Source organism: Rhodoferax sp. TH121 (genome assembly GCF_002251855.1).
In the GTDB taxonomy this organism is placed as follows: Bacteria; Pseudomonadota; Gammaproteobacteria; order Burkholderiales; family Burkholderiaceae_C; genus Allorhodoferax.
Genome location: NZ_NOXW01000022.1, coordinates 59,363 through 77,358, shown reverse-complemented (window position 1 = coordinate 77,358; position 17,996 = coordinate 59,363). Strand labels below are relative to the sequence as shown.

The following is a 17,996-nucleotide window of genomic DNA, read 5'->3' as shown; positions in this document are numbered from 1 at the left end:
CAACTCCGGGGTAAGGTTGGGAAACGGTGGGAAGGACAAAACTCACCCGATTTTACCGGGCCTCGCCCGAGGGACGTTACAGGCCAGTACCGCACGGAAATTGACCCATGGGCTATGCTTTTGTGCATGAGCCAACTCTTCACCCCCTTCACCCTTCCTTCGCCGCGTGGCGGCCTCACCCTGCCCAACCGCATCGTCATTGCGCCCATGTGCCAGTACCAGGCGGTGGATGGCTGCGCGACCGACTGGCACCTGATGCATTGGGCCAACCTGCTCAACGGCGGTGCAGGGCTCTTCATGATCGAGGCCACCGGTGTGTTGCCTGAAGGCCGCATCACCCCGGCCTGCCTGGGCCTGTGGGACGACACCACAGAAGCCGCGCTAGCCAACACGTTGGCGCGCGCGCGCAAACTGGCGCCGCAAGTGCCGGTGTGCATTCAGCTCGCGCACGCGGGGCGCAAGGCCTCCAGCCGCCTTCCTTGGGAGGGTGGCCAGCTGCTGCCACAAGACCAGGGTGGCTGGGAGACCGTTGGCCCCTCCGCCCTGCCGCAGCTGCCGGGTGAGGCACCTCCCACCGCACTGGATGCAGCGGGCATGGAGCGTGTGAAACAGGCCTTTGTGGAGGCGGCCCAACGGGCCGACCGCATGGGCATCGAGGTCATCGAAATCCACAGTGCCCACGGCTACCTGCTGCATGAGTTTTTGTCGCCGATTGCGAACCAGCGCGACGATGCCTATGGCGGAAATTTTGAGAACCGCATCCGTTTCCCGCTGGAGGTGTTTGCCGCGGTACGCGCCGTATTCAAAGGCGTGCTAGGCCTGCGCCTCTCAGCCAGCGACTGGGTGGACGGTGCCTGGGATGTGGAGCAGAGTGCCGAATTTGCCAAGCGCCTCAAGGCCCTGGGCTGCGACTTCATCCATGTCTCGAGCGGCGGTGTGTCACCCCAGCAAAAGATTGCGCTGGGCCCCAATTACCAGGTGGGCTTTGCGCAGCGCATCCGCGAGGTCAGCGGGCTGCTGACGATCGCCGTTGGCCTGATCACCGACCCGCACCAAGCGGAGACCATTTTGCAAAGCGGCGAAGCCGACTTGGTGGGCCTTGCGCGCGCCTTTCTGTACCAACCGCGCTGGGGCTGGCAGGCCGCCGCTGCGCTGGGCGGCGAAGTACAAGCCCACCCCACCTACTGGCGCAGCCTGCCGCGCGAAGCGCAGGCCGTGTTCGGCCCGGTGAAAGTGGGCGGGCGCTGAGCCAAGGCATGCAAGGCTTACACCTGACCGCCGACCTGCACGGCTGCCGCTGCGCGATGGCATGGCTCACCGAGGCTGCGGCCCTGGGCGCCTTTTGCACAGAGGCCGTCAAGACCGCCGGTCTGCAGGTAGTGGGTCAGCAGCTCCACACCTTCCCCGCAACCGACCTGGGCCCGGGAGGCGTGACCGCGACCGTGCTGTTGGCCGAGTCGCACCTGTGTGTGCACACCTGGCCCGAACAACGGGCGGTAACGCTGGATGTGTACGTGTGCAACTTCGGCGCCGACCATTCAGACAAGGCCCACGCGCTGCTGGCGGCACTGCTGCAGCGTTTTGACGCCACACAGGTGCAGCAGCACCGGCTGCTGCGTGGCACGCCACCTGAACGATAAGAGGCGCAGCCCCACAACAAAAAGGGAGCCAATGGCTCCCTTTTTGTTGTGGGGCTACAGGCCGATCAGGCGCGGTGACGCATGCGGCGGCGGCTGATAGTGCCGATCAAGCCCAAACCTGCGAGCAACATGGCATAAGTTTCTGGCTCAGGGACAGCAGTCACCACGTTGGATTGCAAAAATTCCACGCGCAGGCCAGCGGGGTTGCCACTGCCTTGGGCGAAATTGGTCAGCACAAACTCCAGGGTGTTCACGCCCGCAATGAAGCCGCTGTTGGCCGCAAAGCTGGAAAACTGGCTGAAGCTGCTTGCGCTGCCGATAACCACGCCGTTGAGCTTGACGGTGGCTTGATTGTCGGCAGCAAACTGGCCCGAGAAGCTGGCGGTGCTGGCGTCAAAACCGCTGAGGTTGAAAGACAGGGTCCAGGAATAGGTGCCGTTCTGCACGGGGTCCAACGATGCGGCTTGGTTGGCAGTGGGTGTAATCCACTTTGACGTCGAGGTGTTGGCCAGCCAAGGGTTGACGGGCCAGGCGTTGTCGTAGGTCACATAACCGTAGCTGTTGCCATTGAGCACATAGTTGGTGTCTTGCACGCCACTGGCAAAGCTGCCTGTGTTCACCAGGCCAGAGATGGCCGCGGCATGGGCCGAGAGGAAGGAGCTGGCGGCCAGAACGGCGGCGATAGCGATTTTTTTCATGGAGTCCCTGGTGAAGAATCTGACGGAGCTGACTACGAAATGCAGGCTTGATTGTAAAGAAGCAGGAGAGGTAACACGGGCTGCAAGCAGCGGCACCCAGCACGCTGCACGTGACAAAAATCACACTTTGCGGCCCGGATTAACCCCCGGGTGCCAGAGCGGAGGATTCCGGGGCCCAGGTGGGGTGTACCTGCAGGGCCGGGCTGATGGCCTCACCATCCACACCCAAGCTAGAGATGAAGCCGCCCCAGTTCCACTCGGCATAGCGCCACTCGTTGCCGGAGCGCACCACGCCTTCGGGGGGCTGCACCTCCTGCACCGCAACGCCCTTGAGCGCTGTGCTCATGTAATCAATCCAGGCCGGCAGCGCCAGCGCTGAACCTGAGGCCCGTGAGCCCAAGCTGCGCGGTGTGTCATAGCCCACCCACACCACGGCCACCACGCCCGGCTGGTACCCAGCAAACCAAGCGTCCACCACGTCGTTGGTGGTGCCCGTCTTGCCATACAGGTCGGGGCGCTTGAGGATGGCCTGTGCGCGGGCTGCGGTGCCGCTGCGGGTGACCTCTTGCAACAGGGTGGACACCATGAAGGCATTGCGCGCAGGGATGGCGCGCCGGGTCTCTTCGAGCGCCACCGGGGGCGGGGCCTCGAATACCACCTCGCCGTTGGCGCGGGCAATGCGCTGGATCAGCAAGGGGCTAACGCGGTAGCCGCCGTTGGCCAGTACGGCGTAGGCGCCGGCCAGTTGCAGCGGCGTGGTCGATCCTGAGCCCAGGGCCTGGGTCAGATCAGCAGGCTGGCGCTCCGGGTCGAAACCAAATCGGCTGGTCCAGTCGCGTGCGCCCTGGGGGGAGAGCAGCTGCATCAGGCGGATAGACACCAGGTTTTTGGAGCGGGCCAGTGCATGACGCAGCGTGATGGGGCCGTCGGCGCTGCCATCGTCGTTCTCGGGCGTCCAGTCGCCCACGTTCTCCAACGGCGCGTCCATGACCAGACTTTCGGGCTGCATGCCGTTTTCGATAGCGCCGGAATAGATGAAGGGCTTGTAGCTGGAGCCGGGCTGACGCCATCCCTGGGTCACGTGGTTGAACTGGTTGCGGTGGAAGTCAAAGCCGCCCACCAACGCACGGATGTGGCCGTTGGCCGGGTCCAGCGCCACCAAGGCACCTTCGGTCTCGGGCCACTGCACCAGGCTCCAGGTCTTGCCCTGTTGCAGCACGCGCAACACCGCACCGCGGCGCACGCGCAACTTGGCGGACGCGTTGTCGGCCAAGCCGCTCTGCGCCGGGCGCAGGCCCGTGCCTTCGATGGTGAGGGACTCGCCGGAGGCCAGCACCACGGTGACGGACTTGCTGCTGGCGCGCGTGACGATGGCCAGGCGCAGGTCTTCGTCGTCGTCATAGTCTGCCAACGACTGGGCCACGGCGGGGTTCTCGTCCTTCAGGCTGTCGGGCAGGTTTTCCTGTCCTTCGGGGCCACGCCAAACCTGGCGCAGTGAATGCTCCACCAGGGTACGGCGCAGGGCCTTGTAGGCCGCTTGCTGGTCGGCCGAGCGCAAGGTGGTGGTGACGTTGAGGCCGGTGGTGTAGCTCAGCTCGCCGTACTGGGCATAGACCTGCTGACGCACCATTTCGGCAGCGTATTCAGCATGCACATCCACATCGTTGGGCCTGCGCACCACCAGTTTTTCCAGCAGCGCCTCGGCGTACTGGCCGCCATCGATCACACCCTGCGAGCGCATGCGGCCCAAGGCCACGAGCTGGCGGGCGCGGGCGCGCTCCAAGTTCTGGATGGGGTTGGCAAAGTAAGGGTTCTGCGGCAGCCCGGCCAGCATGGCGCATTCGGCCGGGGTGAGTGCCGCCAACGTCTTGCCAAAGTAGGTCTGGGCGGCAGCCTCAAAGCCGTAGGAGCGTGCGCCCAGGTAGATCTGGTTCATGTAGAGCTCCAGGATCTGGTCCTTGCTGAGCTGCGACTCGATCTTGAAAGCCAGCATGGCTTCCTTGAGCTTGCGTTCCAGGGTGCGCGAGCGGCTCAGGAAGAAGGTGCGCGCCACCTGCTGCGTGATGGTAGAAGCCCCTTGCATGCGACCGCCGGTGGTGATGGCCACCAAGGCGCGGGCTACGCCAATCGGGTCCAGCCCACCATGGCTGTAAAAACGTGAGTCCTCCACGGCCAGCAAGCTGTCCTTCATCAGCGCGGGGATCTGGTCGATGCGCTGGTAGACACGGCGCTCTGCACCGAAGCCGCCAATCGGCACACCATCGGCCGTGAGCACCCGCAGCGGCTGCTTGGGCTGGTAGTTGGAGAGTGAGGAGGTGTCGGGCAGTTGCGGGTAAAAAAACGCGGCCGCGGCCAACAAAAACAGGACGAGCAGGCCCGCCAGCACCAGGCCGGTTTTGAGGATGCGCATGGGCCAAGGGCCCCAGGAATTGGTGTGCATAAGAAAGCGTGGCTGAGGGCGGATTATGGGCAGGTCCGTGCTGGGGGCCGCCAAGCGGGGGATGTCACAAATGTTTCCAGCTGTTGCTCAGGCACCGGCCCAATGCCCCAGCGTGAAGGCCTCTTCGAAGATGGAATAGCCCGCCCAGTCGCTGTGGGCAAAGCGCAGGCGGCCATAAGCGAGCGCAAGTTGCTTCTGTTTTGATAGCTGCTTGCGCAGATTTTGCGGGGGCCAGAGACCAATTTGACCATGATTGGAGGGCAGGGGGATGGCCATGGCGTGGCCGTAGCGGGTCAGCTCCATGCGCGTGGCTTTGGCAGCCAGGTCGGGGTGGGCGGCGGCCAGCTCGGCCACGATGGTGTCGCGCCAATAGGTCCAGGGCTGCGCCAGCAGCTGCCGGCGCCCAGCGGCCGGGCCGCCCGGCACATCCCCCAGCGCGCGGTAGTGGGTGAGCACGGTGGCGCCGGGCACAGGGTGCAGGCTTTGGTGCATGGCGTCCACATAGCCCAGGCCTTGCGTTCCGTAGACCACGTTGTCCCAGCTGGGCGCGGCACCAGGCCGGTCGCGCAGCGGCTCACGGAGGTGGATATTGGCCACCAGCCAGGGCGCATAGACCACGCGCTGGGCGGCCTGGCGCAAGAAGTCGGGCACACCCTCGACCACGCGCGCAGCGATAAAAATCGGCAGCGCCACGATGGCCTGCTGGGCCTGCCAGCGCTCGACCCGCTGCTTGGCGGTGTTGAAAGCGTCCACCTCCACACCATGGCGGCCCTGCGCCACACGCAGCACGACGCTGCCTGTACGCAGGCGATCGCCCAGTGGTGCAGCCAGGCGGCGCGTGAGCCAGGCATTACCCTCTGGCCAGGTGAGCAGGCCCTCGCGCTCGGCCGTCTCGGCGCCCGGTGCGTGGAAGCCGTGGCGGCTGGCAAAGTAGTGGATACCGGCCCAGGCCGACACGGTGGCAATGCCAGTGCCGTAGTCGTCGCGACAGCAGTAGTCCAAGTACCAGCGCAACTGCGGATCGTCCAATCCGTTTTGGTCAAGATACGCTATGAAAGTGATAGCTACCAGCGCGCGCTGCACAGTGTCCAAAGGTCGATTTCGCGTTGGAATGGTCCACTTCGCTGCTTGGCGCGCCTGCTCCACCAAGACCGCAAAGCGACGGTACTGGGCCAGCGTGGCCTCGCCCACGCCGTGCACTGGCAGCAACCCGTCTTGCCAAGCGCCGTTGAAGAACAGGCGTTCCTGCGGGCTGTGGCAGAGGTGTCGTTCGTCGTACTGCCAGCGCCCGGCCACGCGCTGGCGCAGACCCAGCTCTTCCAGCAGGTCTTGCACCTCGGGCGCGTCGTCGCTGGGCAATGGCAGGTAGTGCGCACCCAGCGGGCATGCGATGCCGCCCACCGTGCCGCCGCGCGCATTGCCGCCCGCCCTGTCTTCCAGCTCCAGCAGCACAAAGTCGTCTTGCTCGCGCAGGCGCAAGGCCCGCGCAGCCGCTAGGCCCGCCACACCACCACCCACGATGACGGTGTGGGCCCGGTGGGTAACGGCGGGCGTGGGCCAGGTCTTGCGGTCACGCAGTTGGTGGCCGCGTGCGTGGTCATTTCCCGTGAAACCGCCGGTGATGTGCGCAGCAGAATCCGCAGCAGCACTGCAGGCCCACAATGGCACGGGGGCCGCAGCGGCCAGAAAACTGCGCCGCCTCACCGCTTGTACGGCGCCAGCCAGCCGCGGTAGTGGACGATGCGCCCGGTGAAGGGATGCGTAATCTCAACATCGAAGTGGAAACGCCCCTCCGACTCAAACTCGCGACTGTCGCCTGTGGGCAAACACCAGGCGGGTAAAGGCAGGCGCCAGACGGCGCCACCGTACACCGCCCAATGCAAAGCGCCGTTCACCACCGTCACGGCAATCTGCACCCGCAGCGGGCCGAATTGCTCTACCAACATGCCGGGCTGTGCACCATGCTCTTGCAGTAGATGGCTGGCAAATTGTTTCGTACCGAATGTACGCAGCCAACGTTCCCCCTGGTCTAGCGCCTCCATGCGCACCTGGACCGGCACCGCCTCCCCCGCCGCAGGAAAGTCCATGCACCAGCACACCAGCCGGGCCAAGCATCCCGAGCCACGCTGCACCGAGGCTTGGCCACGCAACACCAAGTGCTCACCGGGCTGGTGGCAGCGCTGCAGGGCCGGAGACAGCTGCGCAAAGGCACCTCCCAGCACCCGCTGAAATAGACTGGCGGGCGAGTTCACGGCGCCTCGCCCGCCACAAAGCGGTCTGCGTCTTCGGGCGCCGGAAAGTAACAAACCTCACGCCGGCCAAACCAGCGCAAGCGGTTGCGCGCCACCACGCTGTAGAGCGCGTCCAGCCATGGCAGCGGAAACGCACGCAACACCCCGACCAAGCGCCACGGCCAGCCCAGACCTCTGAACATACGAAGGGTGCCATCGGACTTGATGTACACGCACCCTGACGCGATCAGCAGATTGCTCTGGTAGTCGCTGCCACCCAAGCCGTAGTGGGCATACAAGGCCTGGCCCAGCGGAGACTGCGCTGCGAGCAAACGATAGACCATGTTGCGGTCGTGCTTGAGCACAAAGTTGGCCCACGCGGAACACAGCACACAGTGCCCGTCAAAAACGATGAGGGGTTTGTCATCGGCAAAACGCGGGACCGCCGGGTCATCGCGGTAGCTGTAGGGTGATTGGGATCCATGGGTCATTTGGCCACCCTGCCCCATTCTTCTTCATACGTGGTCACCAGAACCTGGTTGGAGAGGCGGTTGACCTCGGTAGGCACGCGGGCCATGTCTTGGGGGAACTCGAACAACAACGGCAGGCTGGGCACGCTGAGAAAGCGCAGGCCCGCAGGCAGTGCCGTTGGCAAGCGGAACGGGCGACGGCTAGCCAGCACAAAGCCCCATTCACCAAAGCTGGGCACATGGGCGTGGTACGGCGTGGCGGTAAGGCCTACCGACTCCATGGTGGTGACCACAGTCCAAAAGCTCTTGCGTGCGATCAGCGGCGAGGTGGTCTGCACTACGGCGTAGCCGCTGGCAGCCAGATGCTTGTCGAGCAGGGCGTAGAAGGCGTTGGTGAACAACTTGCCGACCGAGAAGTTGGTAGGGTCTGGAAAGTCCACCACGATGACATCAAATACCTCGTCTGTGCCCTGCAGCCAAGTGAAGGCATCGGTGTTGATGACCTTCACTTTGGACGAACGCAGCGCTTCGGCATTGAGCGCCGCCAACTCCGGTGTTCGCGTAAACAGCGCGGTCATAGCCGGATCCAGCTCCACCAGCGTGACGCTCTCCACGCCAGAGTACTTGAGGACTTCGCGCACCGCCATGCCGTCGCCACCGCCCAGCACGGCCACCTTTTTGGGCGAAGCTCCGGTCGCTGAAAACGCAGCCATGGCGGGGTGCACCAGCGCTTCGTGGTAACGGTATTCGTCGCGCTGGGCGAACTGCAAGTTGCCGTTGAGGAACAGGCGGTAGCCCAACTGGCCCTCGCCCGGTGAATGGGTCACCACAATACGTTGGTAGGGGCTGGACTGCGCGATGATGGCTTTGTCCTGGTAAAGCCGGTCTTCGGCCCAGGTGGTGATGTGGTCGGCGGCGGCCATGCCCGCGCCCAGCAGGGCCAACACCCCAGCACAGGCCCAGGCGTGCGCCGCAAAGCGCCGGAGCTCATGGCGAAACAGCCACAGTGCCCATAGGGCGACGGCGGCATTCAACAAGCCGAACAGCAGCCCGGTGCGCACCAGGCCCAGCTTGGGCACCAGCAAGAGCGGAAACGCGACGGAGACCGCAAGCGCGCCCAGGTAGTCAAAGGTCAGCACCTGCGAAACCAAGTCCTTGAGCGCCACGTTGCGCTTGAGGATGCGCATGACCAGCGGAATCTCCAGCCCCACCAGCATGCCGACCAGCAGCACCATCGCGTAGAGCACCAAACGGAATGAACCGGGAGCCCAGGCATGTGCGACAAAAAGAATCGCTGGTAACGTACCACCGGCGAGGGCCACCAGCAGTTCTATGCGCAAAAAGTGGGCGGTGAGCTGGCGCTCGAAAAAGCGCGATAACCAAGAGCCAATGCCCATGGCAAACAGGTAAGCCCCAATCACGGTGCTGAACTGCAGCACCGAATCGCCCAGCAAGTAGGAAGCCAGCGCACCCGCCGCCAGCTCGTACACCAGCCCGCACGCCGCCACCACAAACACAGAGGCGAGCAGCGCGACCTCCACCGGACGTGGCCCGGTGGGCTGGGAAGACTCAGGTTTCACCTGAGGGCCGCCCAACTTGAATAGTGGCGAGCGGAGGCATGTTTTGCCGCCGGGCCGCCCCAAGGCAAAACGCGCCCCCTCGGGGGGCGGCGACCCGCGTAGCGGTGGAGCGTGGGGGGCATTAGTGAATGGCTGCCGCCACGATGATGCAAATGCCCAGCGACATGGCGGCCACCACCATGGCCAGTGCCTTGTTCTGCTTCTCCACAATCTCCAGCCACAGGTTGTAGGGCGTGATCTTGTCAATGATGATGAAGCAGATCCAGAAGATCAGCACGCCGATCACTGCGTACAGCACCGAGCCCAACACCACATCCGGTTTCAACCATTCCATGGCCATCTCCTTGAAAGTTCCAAATCCTATTTGTGTCCGCCACCCGACGAGAAGCCGCCGTACGAGCCGCCCGAGGAACGGTAGCTGCTGCTGGAGCAGTTCTCCACGCTCGGGTCGCAATTGGGTGAGCAGCGCGTCATGGCCAGGAAAAACAGCACCACCACGATGAACACCCAAAACTCTTGCCGCATCAAGGGGTTGCTAGACCCAGAGAGTGGTCCGACATCACTGCGCTGGAGCGCCGCCTTATCAGTCTGCAACTTGAAGACACGGGCAATCGTGGCACTGTCGATGGTGCTGCCGACGGACCAGGTGAGCTCGTGGGCCGACCGCTCGGAACTGAGCAGACTCTTGCCGCTGCGGTAGTCCCGGTTCTCCGTTTTCTGTGTACGTTGCACCTGCCAGTAAAACTCGCCCACCACATAGTTGGTGGTCGCGGTATAGCTTTCCTTGAGCTGGTAATGGGTACCCAGGTACGTCGCCGTTTGCTGGCTACTGCTGACCACGGGTGCACCCGTGGTGGGCTTGACCACGCTCCAGCCATCGGTCGAATCAACCAGAAAAATGAATCCGCGCTTGGCGTTGTAAAGCAGGTACTCCTCCCAACCAAAATGCTCATCAGGGTCAGCGGGCTCGGTGCCCATGCGGTGCTGAAAGCCCACCACCTGCCAATACGCGCCCTGCAGCATGCCCACCGTCCCCAAGGGAATCAGGGGCTGGATGGGCTCGTCCTGCACGGCATGTTTGAGTTCACCCCCAATACCTTGCGACAGGTCGATGAGTGTGTTGCAGGACTTGCAGCTCATGCTCTGGGTGGTGAGCAGCAGGGCCTCCAGTGTGGCGCCGCAGTTTGGGCAGGCAAACTGCCGACCTTTTTCTTCCTTTGACGCGTTGTCCTTGAGACCTGTGAGCTTCAGCTCGTCCAGCTGCACCGAGCGGCCCATGCTCACGCTGGGTGGCTGGGTGCTGTAGTCGACACTGAGCACTTCACCCGTGCTCTTGGCGTCCGCGGCCTCGCTGCGCAGCTCCACCATGGCAAAGCTGCGGCCCAGCTCAGGCAGACGCGGCAATTCGCCCTGCGCCGCGACCAGCGCCACAAGCTGGTTCGACGCCACACTGAACGATTGACCGTTGATAGCGGTGATAGCACCCACACGAAAACGCTCGGCCGCAGGCAGGTTGCGCTGGACGGGCTGCGCGGTGGTGAAGACATAGGCGCCGTTGTCTTCGCTCAGGAAGGCGCTGCTGCCATCGCCCAGCACCGCATGCCATTCGGACCAGGTGCCTTCGCCATACTTGTATTGCAGGCGCCCCAACAGCGTGAAGCTCTGGCCGTTCCAGCTGCCGCTGGCACCCAACTGCAGCAGGCTGTGGTCATCAAACAGCTCGGCCATCTTGCCAATGCGCGCGAGAACCTCGCCCTTGCGCACCACGGTGCTCTGGCAGTACGCACAGATGGTGTGCGTGCTTTGTGCACTCAGGAAGTTGACAGGCGCGCCACAGCCCGGGCACGGGGCCCGGTAGGCGCGTTGAGGAGCAACGGTCTCGTTAGCCAAGGAGGGCGGAGCGGTAGAGGGTTATGCGGAGGTAAAGGAGGAGCCCACGGGCGGGGGACACGCAGCAGAGCCCTCTGCCGCTGCGCCCGCCCCAGCGACGACTACACGAGTTTCTTCAGCAGTTCCGCCTTCTTGGCGTCAAACTCTTCCTGCGTCAGGATGCCTTTGGTTTTCAGGTCGCCTAGCTTCTCCAGCGTGGCCATCACATCCTCGGGCTTCACGCCTGCAGCCGCGGCCACAGCGGCGGTTGCAGGTGCAGCCTGCGCTTGCAAACCGGCAGCCAGGTTCTGCGCCAGCACCTGGCCCAGCGCTACACCAGCCCCCAGGCCCATTGCATCGCCCGCCACGCCGCCCGAGCCTGCGCCCTCGGCAAACTTGGGGATGGCCTGTGCCGTCTGGTACTGCATGAACTTGCCCATGTCGTTGCCAACCATGCCCATGCCGATCTTCTGGTCCAGCACTTTCTGCAGCTCTTCGGGCAACGACACGTTTTGTACCGTCATGCCTTCGAGCTTCAGGCCGATCTTCTCGAACTCGGGCGCGAGCTGGCGGGTCAGTGCCTGCGCAAAACTCAGCTGGTTGGCCGCCAAATCCAAAAACGCAATGCCGCTGCTCGCCACCGCATTGCTGATGTTCTGCAACACCAGGCCACGCAGCTGGCCGTCAATGTCCGCTGTGGTGTAGTTCTCGCGCGTGCCCGAAATTTCGGTGTGGAAGAGCTTGGGGTCGGCAATGCGGAAGGCGTAATTGCCAAAGGCACGCAGGCGCACGGCACCAAAGTCGGCATCACGGATGGTGATGGGTTGGGGCGTGCCCCACTTCTGGTCGATCTGCTGGCGCGTGCTGAAGAAGTACACATCACTCTTGAAGGGGGACTCGAACAGCTTGTCCCAGTTCTTCAGGTAGGTCAGCACCGGCAAGGTCTGCGTGGTGAGCGTATGGGTGCCAGGACCAAACACATCGGCCACCTTGCCTTCGTTGACGAACACCGCCAGCTGCGACTCGCGCACGACCAGCGTGCCGCCGCTCTGGATTTCCATACCCGCCATGGGGAAGCGCCAGGCCAGCGTGCCGTCGTTCTCTTCCGTCCATTGAATGACGTCAATAAACTGTTTCTTGATGAAGTCCATCAATGCCATGGTGTCCCCCCTGAATGTTGGTGGGGAAGATGATAGCGGGTGGCCACGGTTATGCTTTGCGCCCATGCCCTCTTTCACACCCGCCCCCGCCATCGTGCTGGCCGCCGGCCGCGGCGAGCGCATGCGCCCGCTGACCGATACCTGCCCCAAACCCCTGCTCGCCGTGCAGGGCAAGCCCCTGATGCAGTACCACCTGGAGGCGCTGGCGCAAGGCGGCTTTGGCAGTGCGGTGGTAAACACCGCCTGGCTGGGCGAGCAGATCGAGACCCAGTTTGGGCATCAAATTGGCATACAGGCGCCGCCAATATTGCGTGAACAGCTATCAAAAGCAGAGCAAAACTCTAACGCTCTGGCCTTGCACTACTCCCATGAAGGGCGCGACTTTGGTGGCGCGCTGGAGACTGCGGGCGGCATTGCGCGCGCGCTGCCGCAACTCGCGCCCGTGTTCTGGTCCATGGCGGGTGATGTGTATGCACCCGACTTCATGTTTACCCAGGCTGCGGTGGACCGCTTTGCCGCCAGTGGCAAGCTGGCCCACCTGTGGCTGGTGCCCAACCCGGCACACCACCGCAAGGGTGACTTTGGCCTGGAGCAGGTGGATGCCCAGGGCGTAGGCCTGTGCACGGACCCGCCTGCCGACAGCAGCACCCAGCGCTACACCTACAGCACCTTCGCGCTGTTTCACCAGGCACTCTTTGCCGCGCCCTGGTGCGACATTCCTACCGGCAACCCGCAGGGCGTGAAAGCCCCACTGGCGCCCCTGCTGCGCAAAGCCATGGCGCAAGCACAGGTGAGCGCCGAGATTTACACTGGCCGCTGGACCGACGTCGGTACGCCCGAGCGGCTGGCAGAACTCAACACCTGACCCCATGACACACCCCCTTACCGCCAACCACGCCGCGCGCCGCGCCGCGCTGGCCGCCCGTATTGGCAAGCACGGCGTGGCCGTGCTGCCCACCGCGCCCGAGCAGCAGCGCAACCGCGATTCGGACTTCCTGTTCCGCCACGACAGCTACTTCTATTACCTGACCGGCTTTACTGAACCGAAAGCATGGCTGGTCATCACTGGCGATGGCATGACCACGCTGTTCTGCCAACCCAAGGACCTGGAACGTGAGATCTGGGACGGCTTTCGCCTGGGGCCCGACGCTGCCCCCGCCGCGCTGGGCGTGGACGCCGCCTACTCGGTTGACGAGCTGGACCAGCGCATGCCCGCCCTACTGGATGGGGCCGATGCCGTCTGGTACCCCTTTGCAACCCACAAGGGCCTGGAAACGCGCGTGGACGGCTGGCTCAGCGGCCTGCGCGCCCGCGTGCGCTTTGGCGCGCTGACGCCCGAACAAACGCGCGACCTCTGCGGCCCGCTGGATGAGATGCGCCTCATCAAGGACGCCTACGAGCAAGACACTATGCGCCGCGCCGCGCAAATCAGCGCGGGCGCCCATATCCGCGCCATGCAGCTCAGCGCCCGCATGCTGCGCGAGGGACAGGATGTCCGCGAGTACCACCTGGACGCCGAGTTGCTGCACGAATTCCGTCACCACGGCTCGCAGTCCCCGGCCTATGGCTCCATCGTGGCTGCTGGAGCTAACGCCTGCGTTCTGCACTACCGCGCCGACGCGGGTGCCGTGCGTGATGGCGAGCTGGTGCTGATTGACGCAGGCTGCGAGCTGGACGGCTATGCCAGCGACATTACGCGCACCTTTCCGGCCAACGGCAAGTTCAGCGGCCCCCAGCGCGCGCTGTATGACCTGGTGCTGGCCAGCCAAGTGGCCGCAGTGAACGCCACCAAAGCTGGCGCCCGCTTTACCGACCCGCACGAGGCTACGGTGAAGGTACTGGCGCAGGGCATGCTGGACCTGGGCCTGCTGAACAAGAACACAGTGGGGAGCCTGGACGACGTGATCGAGAACCGGAGCTACTTCCAGTTCTACATGCACCGCACCGGCCACTGGCTGGGCATGGACGTGCACGACTGCGGCAGCTACACCGAACCTAGCGAACTGGGCCAGGGCAGTGTCCGCAAGGATGCGCTGACGGGCGCCGAGATCGTGAACCGCCCCGCACGCATTCTGCGCAGTGGCATGGTGCTGACCATTGAGCCCGGCATCTACGTGCGCCCATCCGAGGGCGTACCCGAACAATTCCACAACATCGGCATCCGCATCGAGGACGATGCCATCGTCACCGACACGGGCTGCGAGTTGATCAGCCGCGGTGTGCCCGTCGATCCCGACGCCATTGAAGCGCTGATGCGCGGCTGACATGGCCACCACCCGGTTCAGCAGCAAAGACAGCACACTGCCCCAGCGGGCAGCGCTGGCATTGCGACTGGAGCGGGGGCCGTTGACCGTGTCGCTGCGGCGCAATGCGGTCAAGGCCTTTGTGATTGCCAAGAGCCCGCATGTGGTGATCGGGGTGGTACGCTGGGGGCAGGAGTATGGTCTGCTCGCCATCTCGCCGGCAGGCGACTACCTGCGTGTGAATGGCTCGTACGAGGAGCTGCTGGACACCCAGGAGGTGCGAGCAGCCATCATCAAGGTGTTCATGAGCGGTGCACTGCCACCCGGACGCTCCCGCGGCGACGGACCACCCGTGTGGGGCATTGAGTTTCTGGATGGCACACTGCGCCAGGCCCCACGCTGAGGCTTATTCCGCCGCGGACTCACCGGCCTCGGCAGCGCGCTGCACCTCTTCCCAATAGCGCTTGGGCAAATGGCCCAGCAGGCGTTCCATCACCGTGTCCAGCACCCCGTCATTGATCTCGTGCCCCAGGAAGGGGATCACATCGGCCGTCACGTCCGCGCCCAGACTGATCAGGTGTTCGGCACCGGTCACGGTGTAGCCGTAGTGGATAACGGCATCACTCTTGCCATGCACCAAGTGCAAGGTGGTGTGCGGATGGGGAGTCTGCGGTAGAGCGGCAAAGCGGCCGGACAGGGCCACCACGCGACCGGCCAGTAGCTCGGGGCGCTGCGTCGCTTCCAGTGACATGATGGCGCCCTGCGAGAACCCAATCAACGCCGTGGCCTCGGGCCCCACACCACTTTGGCGCTGCCAGTCATGCACCATAGCCACGAAGGCGGGCATGGCCTCTGCCACGCGAGCGGGGCGATCTTCTTCGGTAATGCCGCGCACCGAAAACCACTGGTAGCCCTGCCCCAGGTCCGAAGCATGCGGGGCTTGCACGCTAACCACCATCGCTTGGGGGAACTCGTGCGCCAGACGCTGGCCCAAGGGCACCAGCCCCTGCGGGGTTGCGCCCACCCCGTGCAACAGCAGCATGAGCTGCTTGGCCGGACCGCTAGGCCGCTGGACCACGATGGTTTCAGACATAGGCTTTCTCCTCCATACGCTGGGCGTGGCCCAAGGTCAGCCGGGCCAGCAGCAGCGCGACGATGGCCGAACCGGCAATACCGGCCACCATGGGGCGCGCACTGCCGTCCACAAACAAGCCGGTCAACGCCATGACAACGGCACCAGTCACAAACTGCAGCGTGCCCATCAGGGCCGAGGCCGTGCCGGCAATGGCGCCGTGTTCTTCCAGCGCCAGCACAGCGGTGGTAGGCACGACCAGCCCCAGAAATCCATAGCCCACAAACAACACACCAATCATGACATCCAAGCGGTCCACGCCGGCCAGATTGATGGCCAGCAGCAACGTCATCATGGCCGCATAGCCGACCACCGCAAACTTGACCAAGCGCACCAGGCCAAAGCGCGCGCTGAGCTTGCCAGTGAATTGAGAAATGCCAATGAACGACGCGGCATTGGCCGCAAACGCCAGGCTGTACTGCCGCGGCGTGAGGCCGTAGTGGTCAATCAGCACAAACGAGGAATTAGCCAAGTAGGCAAAGAAGCTGGAGATACCAAAAGCACCGATGAACACCAAACCAAGAAAATGCCGGTCGCGCAGCAACACGCCGTAGGCAGCCATCGCGCTGGCCACACTGCTGTTGACGCGCTCTTCGGCAGGACGGGTTTCGGGCAAGCTGCTCGCCAGCAAGATGATGCCCAGCAAAGCCGCCACCATCACCGCCCAAAACACGCTGCGCCAGCCGACGGTCTCGATCAGCACACTGCCTGCCAGGGGCGCCAGAATGGGCGACACGCTGAACACCAGCATCAACAGCGACATCAGGCGCGCCGCATCGTGGCCAGTGTGCAGGTCGCGCACTACGGCACGCGGCACCACCATGCCCGCACAAGCACCCAGGCCTTGGATAAAACGCAGCACGACCAGAGTTTCAATGTCCGGTGCCAGGGCGCAGCCCACGCTGGCCACGGCAAACAACGCCAGACCGAAATACAGCGGGGGCTTACGTCCCACCATGTCAGATACAGGGCCATAGATGATTTGGCCAATACCCAGCGCGATGAAGAAAGCCATCAAACTGGCCTGCACTGCCCCCATGGAGGCGCCTAGGTTCTGCCCAATAGAGGGCAGGGCGGGGAGGTACATATCGATAGCGAAGGGACCAATGGCCGACAACAGGCCGAGCACCAGCGCGGTGCCAAAGAAGGAAGATTTCATTGGCCTGAGGATACCCTTCACCCTCCAACCTGTGGGGGCTTAGGGATACTTGGATGCCGACAAAGCGGCGAAGGTAGGGCACTGCAGTGGCATGGGCTTTAATACGGTGTTGCGCCTTTCACCACCTATGCCCATGACTGACACATCGCCTTCGATTGCCCCTCTACTCATCATTGGTGCCGGCCTGGCCGGCTGGACCACTGTGCGCGAGTTTCGCAAACTGGACGCAACCAGCCCGGTAGTGCTGGTCACCGCCGACAGCGGTGACTTTTATGCCAAGCCGACGCTGTCCAACGCCTATGCACAGAAACGTACGCCCCCCCAGTTGGTCACCACACCAGCTGCCAAGATGGCGGAAACACTGAACGTCACGCTGTTGGCACACCATCAGGTGCAATCACTGGACACTGCCGCGCAAACCGCCATCGTCAGCCACAACGGGCACCCCCAAACCCTCCACTACCGCCAACTGGTGCTTGCCACAGGTGGCCATCCCATCCGCATTCCGGTGGCCGGCAGCGCCGCTGACCAGGTGAAATCCATCAACAACCTGGATGACTTTGCTGCATTCCACCAAGCCTTGGGGCTGGACGCGAGCGCGGCCATGCAGCCCCCCACCACCACGGTGGTCATCATGGGCGCAGGACTGATTGGTTGCGAGTTTGCCAACGACTTGGTGCAGGCAGGCGTCGCTGTTCATGTGGTAGACCCGTCACCACGTCCACTGGCGCTATTGTTGCCAGCCGAAGCCGGCGAACAACTCCAAGCCGCTTTGCAAGCGCAAGGCGTGGTCTGGCACTTTGGCACAACGGTGACTGCCGTAGAAGGGGCGGATAACCGCCTGCAAGTGCAATTCGCAAATGGCAGTGGGGTGGCCGCGCAGATGGTGCTCAGCGCCATCGGTCTGCGTGCTGACACGGCACTCGCTACTGCGGCCGGACTGGCCTGCGAGCGTGGCATTGTGGTGGACGACATGCTGCAAACCTCGGCGCCTCACGTGTACGCGCTGGGCGATTGCGCACAGTACGCATCGGCCGGTCAGCGCACCTTGCCGTATGTGATGCCCATCATGAATGCCGCCAGAGCATTGGCCGCGACACTGGCCGGCACTCCCACACCGGTGGTGTTTCCGCTCATGCCAGTGAGCATCAAAACACCTGCGTTACCCACTGTGGTGGCAGCACCGCACCCCGCATTGCCAGGCACTTGGAAAGCAGGTGATGGGGAGGGTGTTTGGCAGTTTGTAGATGCCGACGGCGTGCAACGTGGCTTTGTGTTGACAGGCAAAAGTACCGCGCGCCGCATGGAGCAAAGCAAGGCCACGCACGCCTGAATAACCTCATTCTTTATCCGCATAAAGTTTCGGGGCCACGC

At 63.8% G+C, this 17,996-nt stretch carries 17 protein-coding genes; 6 read left to right on the top strand and 11 right to left on the bottom strand.

Features of this window, described 5'->3' with window-relative positions; translation table 11 throughout:
• Nucleotides 1-126 precede the first annotated feature (126 nt).
• Both CHU94_RS14755 and speD read left to right on the top strand, forming a co-directional pair.
• Nucleotides 127-1,248, top strand: coding sequence for an NADH:flavin oxidoreductase/NADH oxidase (locus tag CHU94_RS14755; RefSeq protein ID WP_094481258.1), 1,122 nt, complete (start codon nucleotides 127-129; stop codon nucleotides 1,246-1,248).
• An 8-nt stretch (nucleotides 1,249-1,256) separates the two neighbouring features.
• Entirely contained in the window at nucleotides 1,257-1,640 is a 384-nt protein-coding gene (speD, locus tag CHU94_RS14750) for an adenosylmethionine decarboxylase (RefSeq protein WP_094481256.1), read from the top strand.
• A gap of 65 nt (nucleotides 1,641-1,705) precedes the next feature.
• Here the strand turns inward: speD and CHU94_RS14745 are convergent, their stop codons facing one another.
• From CHU94_RS14745 to CHU94_RS14705, 9 genes are all read right to left on the bottom strand, one after another.
• Entirely contained in the window at nucleotides 1,706-2,338 is a 633-nt protein-coding gene (locus tag CHU94_RS14745) for a PEP-CTERM sorting domain-containing protein (RefSeq protein ID WP_094481254.1), read from the bottom strand.
• Between the two features lie 139 nt (nucleotides 2,339-2,477).
• Nucleotides 2,478-4,778: a penicillin-binding protein 1A gene (locus CHU94_RS14740; protein ID WP_094481252.1), complete on the bottom strand. Its 2,301-nt coding sequence runs from the start codon at nucleotides 4,776-4,778 to the stop codon at nucleotides 2,478-2,480.
• 87 nt (nucleotides 4,779-4,865) lie between these two features.
• Entirely contained in the window at nucleotides 4,866-6,446 is a 1,581-nt protein-coding gene (locus CHU94_RS14735) for an FAD-dependent oxidoreductase (RefSeq protein ID WP_255033982.1), read from the bottom strand.
• Between the two features lie 32 nt (nucleotides 6,447-6,478).
• Nucleotides 6,479-7,030, bottom strand: coding sequence for a DUF4166 domain-containing protein (locus CHU94_RS14730; protein ID WP_176452049.1), 552 nt, complete (start codon nucleotides 7,028-7,030; stop codon nucleotides 6,479-6,481).
• Nucleotides 7,027-7,500 carry a thiol-disulfide oxidoreductase DCC family protein gene (locus CHU94_RS14725; protein WP_094482751.1) on the bottom strand — a complete coding sequence of 158 codons (474 nt, stop codon included), beginning with the start codon at nucleotides 7,498-7,500 and terminating at the stop codon, nucleotides 7,027-7,029. The genes CHU94_RS14730 and CHU94_RS14725 overlap by 4 nt, the downstream gene beginning before the upstream one ends.
• Nucleotides 7,497-9,059, bottom strand: a complete 1,563-nt coding sequence (locus CHU94_RS14720) for a polyamine aminopropyltransferase (protein WP_094481246.1) — start codon at nucleotides 9,057-9,059, stop codon at nucleotides 7,497-7,499. The genes CHU94_RS14725 and CHU94_RS14720 overlap by 4 nt, the downstream gene beginning before the upstream one ends.
• A gap of 121 nt (nucleotides 9,060-9,180) precedes the next feature.
• Nucleotides 9,181-9,399, bottom strand: a complete 219-nt coding sequence (locus tag CHU94_RS14715; protein WP_094481244.1) for a DUF350 domain-containing protein — start codon at nucleotides 9,397-9,399, stop codon at nucleotides 9,181-9,183.
• Between the two features lie 20 nt (nucleotides 9,400-9,419).
• Nucleotides 9,420-10,949 carry a DUF4178 domain-containing protein gene (locus tag CHU94_RS14710; protein WP_094481242.1) on the bottom strand — a complete coding sequence of 510 codons (1,530 nt, stop codon included), beginning with the start codon at nucleotides 10,947-10,949 and terminating at the stop codon, nucleotides 9,420-9,422.
• 101 nt (nucleotides 10,950-11,050) lie between these two features.
• Nucleotides 11,051-12,088, bottom strand: coding sequence for an SPFH domain-containing protein (locus CHU94_RS14705; RefSeq protein ID WP_094481240.1), 1,038 nt, complete (start codon nucleotides 12,086-12,088; stop codon nucleotides 11,051-11,053).
• A 64-nt stretch (nucleotides 12,089-12,152) separates the two neighbouring features.
• Between CHU94_RS14705 and CHU94_RS14700 the strand changes: the two genes are divergently transcribed.
• The 3 genes from CHU94_RS14700 to CHU94_RS14690 are packed head-to-tail and all read left to right on the top strand — an operon-like array spanning nucleotide 12,153 to nucleotide 14,734.
• Nucleotides 12,153-12,953 (top strand): nucleotidyltransferase family protein, encoded by an 801-nt coding sequence (locus CHU94_RS14700; RefSeq protein WP_094482749.1) that lies wholly within the window; start codon nucleotides 12,153-12,155, stop codon nucleotides 12,951-12,953.
• Between the two features lie 4 nt (nucleotides 12,954-12,957).
• The gene (locus CHU94_RS14695) at nucleotides 12,958-14,352 is read left to right on the top strand and encodes an aminopeptidase P N-terminal domain-containing protein (RefSeq protein WP_094481238.1); all 1,395 of its coding nucleotides are present in this window, start codon (nucleotides 12,958-12,960) and stop codon (nucleotides 14,350-14,352) included.
• A 1-nt stretch (nucleotide 14,353) separates the two neighbouring features.
• Nucleotides 14,354-14,734, top strand: coding sequence for a hypothetical protein (locus CHU94_RS14690; protein ID WP_094481236.1), 381 nt, complete (start codon nucleotides 14,354-14,356; stop codon nucleotides 14,732-14,734).
• A 3-nt stretch (nucleotides 14,735-14,737) separates the two neighbouring features.
• On the opposite strand, the gene ypfH is transcribed toward CHU94_RS14690, so the two are convergent.
• Both ypfH and CHU94_RS14680 read right to left on the bottom strand, forming a co-directional pair.
• Nucleotides 14,738-15,424, bottom strand: a complete 687-nt coding sequence (gene ypfH / locus CHU94_RS14685; protein WP_094481234.1) for an esterase — start codon at nucleotides 15,422-15,424, stop codon at nucleotides 14,738-14,740.
• The gene (locus tag CHU94_RS14680; RefSeq protein WP_094481232.1) at nucleotides 15,417-16,622 is read right to left on the bottom strand and encodes a multidrug effflux MFS transporter; all 1,206 of its coding nucleotides are present in this window, start codon (nucleotides 16,620-16,622) and stop codon (nucleotides 15,417-15,419) included. Before CHU94_RS14680 ends, ypfH begins: the two co-directional genes overlap by 8 nt.
• Before the next feature lie 133 nt (nucleotides 16,623-16,755).
• Here CHU94_RS14680 and CHU94_RS14675 point away from each other — a divergent pair, with 133 nt between their 5' ends.
• The gene (locus CHU94_RS14675) at nucleotides 16,756-17,955 is read left to right on the top strand and encodes an NAD(P)/FAD-dependent oxidoreductase (RefSeq protein WP_094482747.1); all 1,200 of its coding nucleotides are present in this window, start codon (nucleotides 16,756-16,758) and stop codon (nucleotides 17,953-17,955) included.
• The last annotated feature ends 41 nt before the right edge of the window (nucleotides 17,956-17,996 follow it).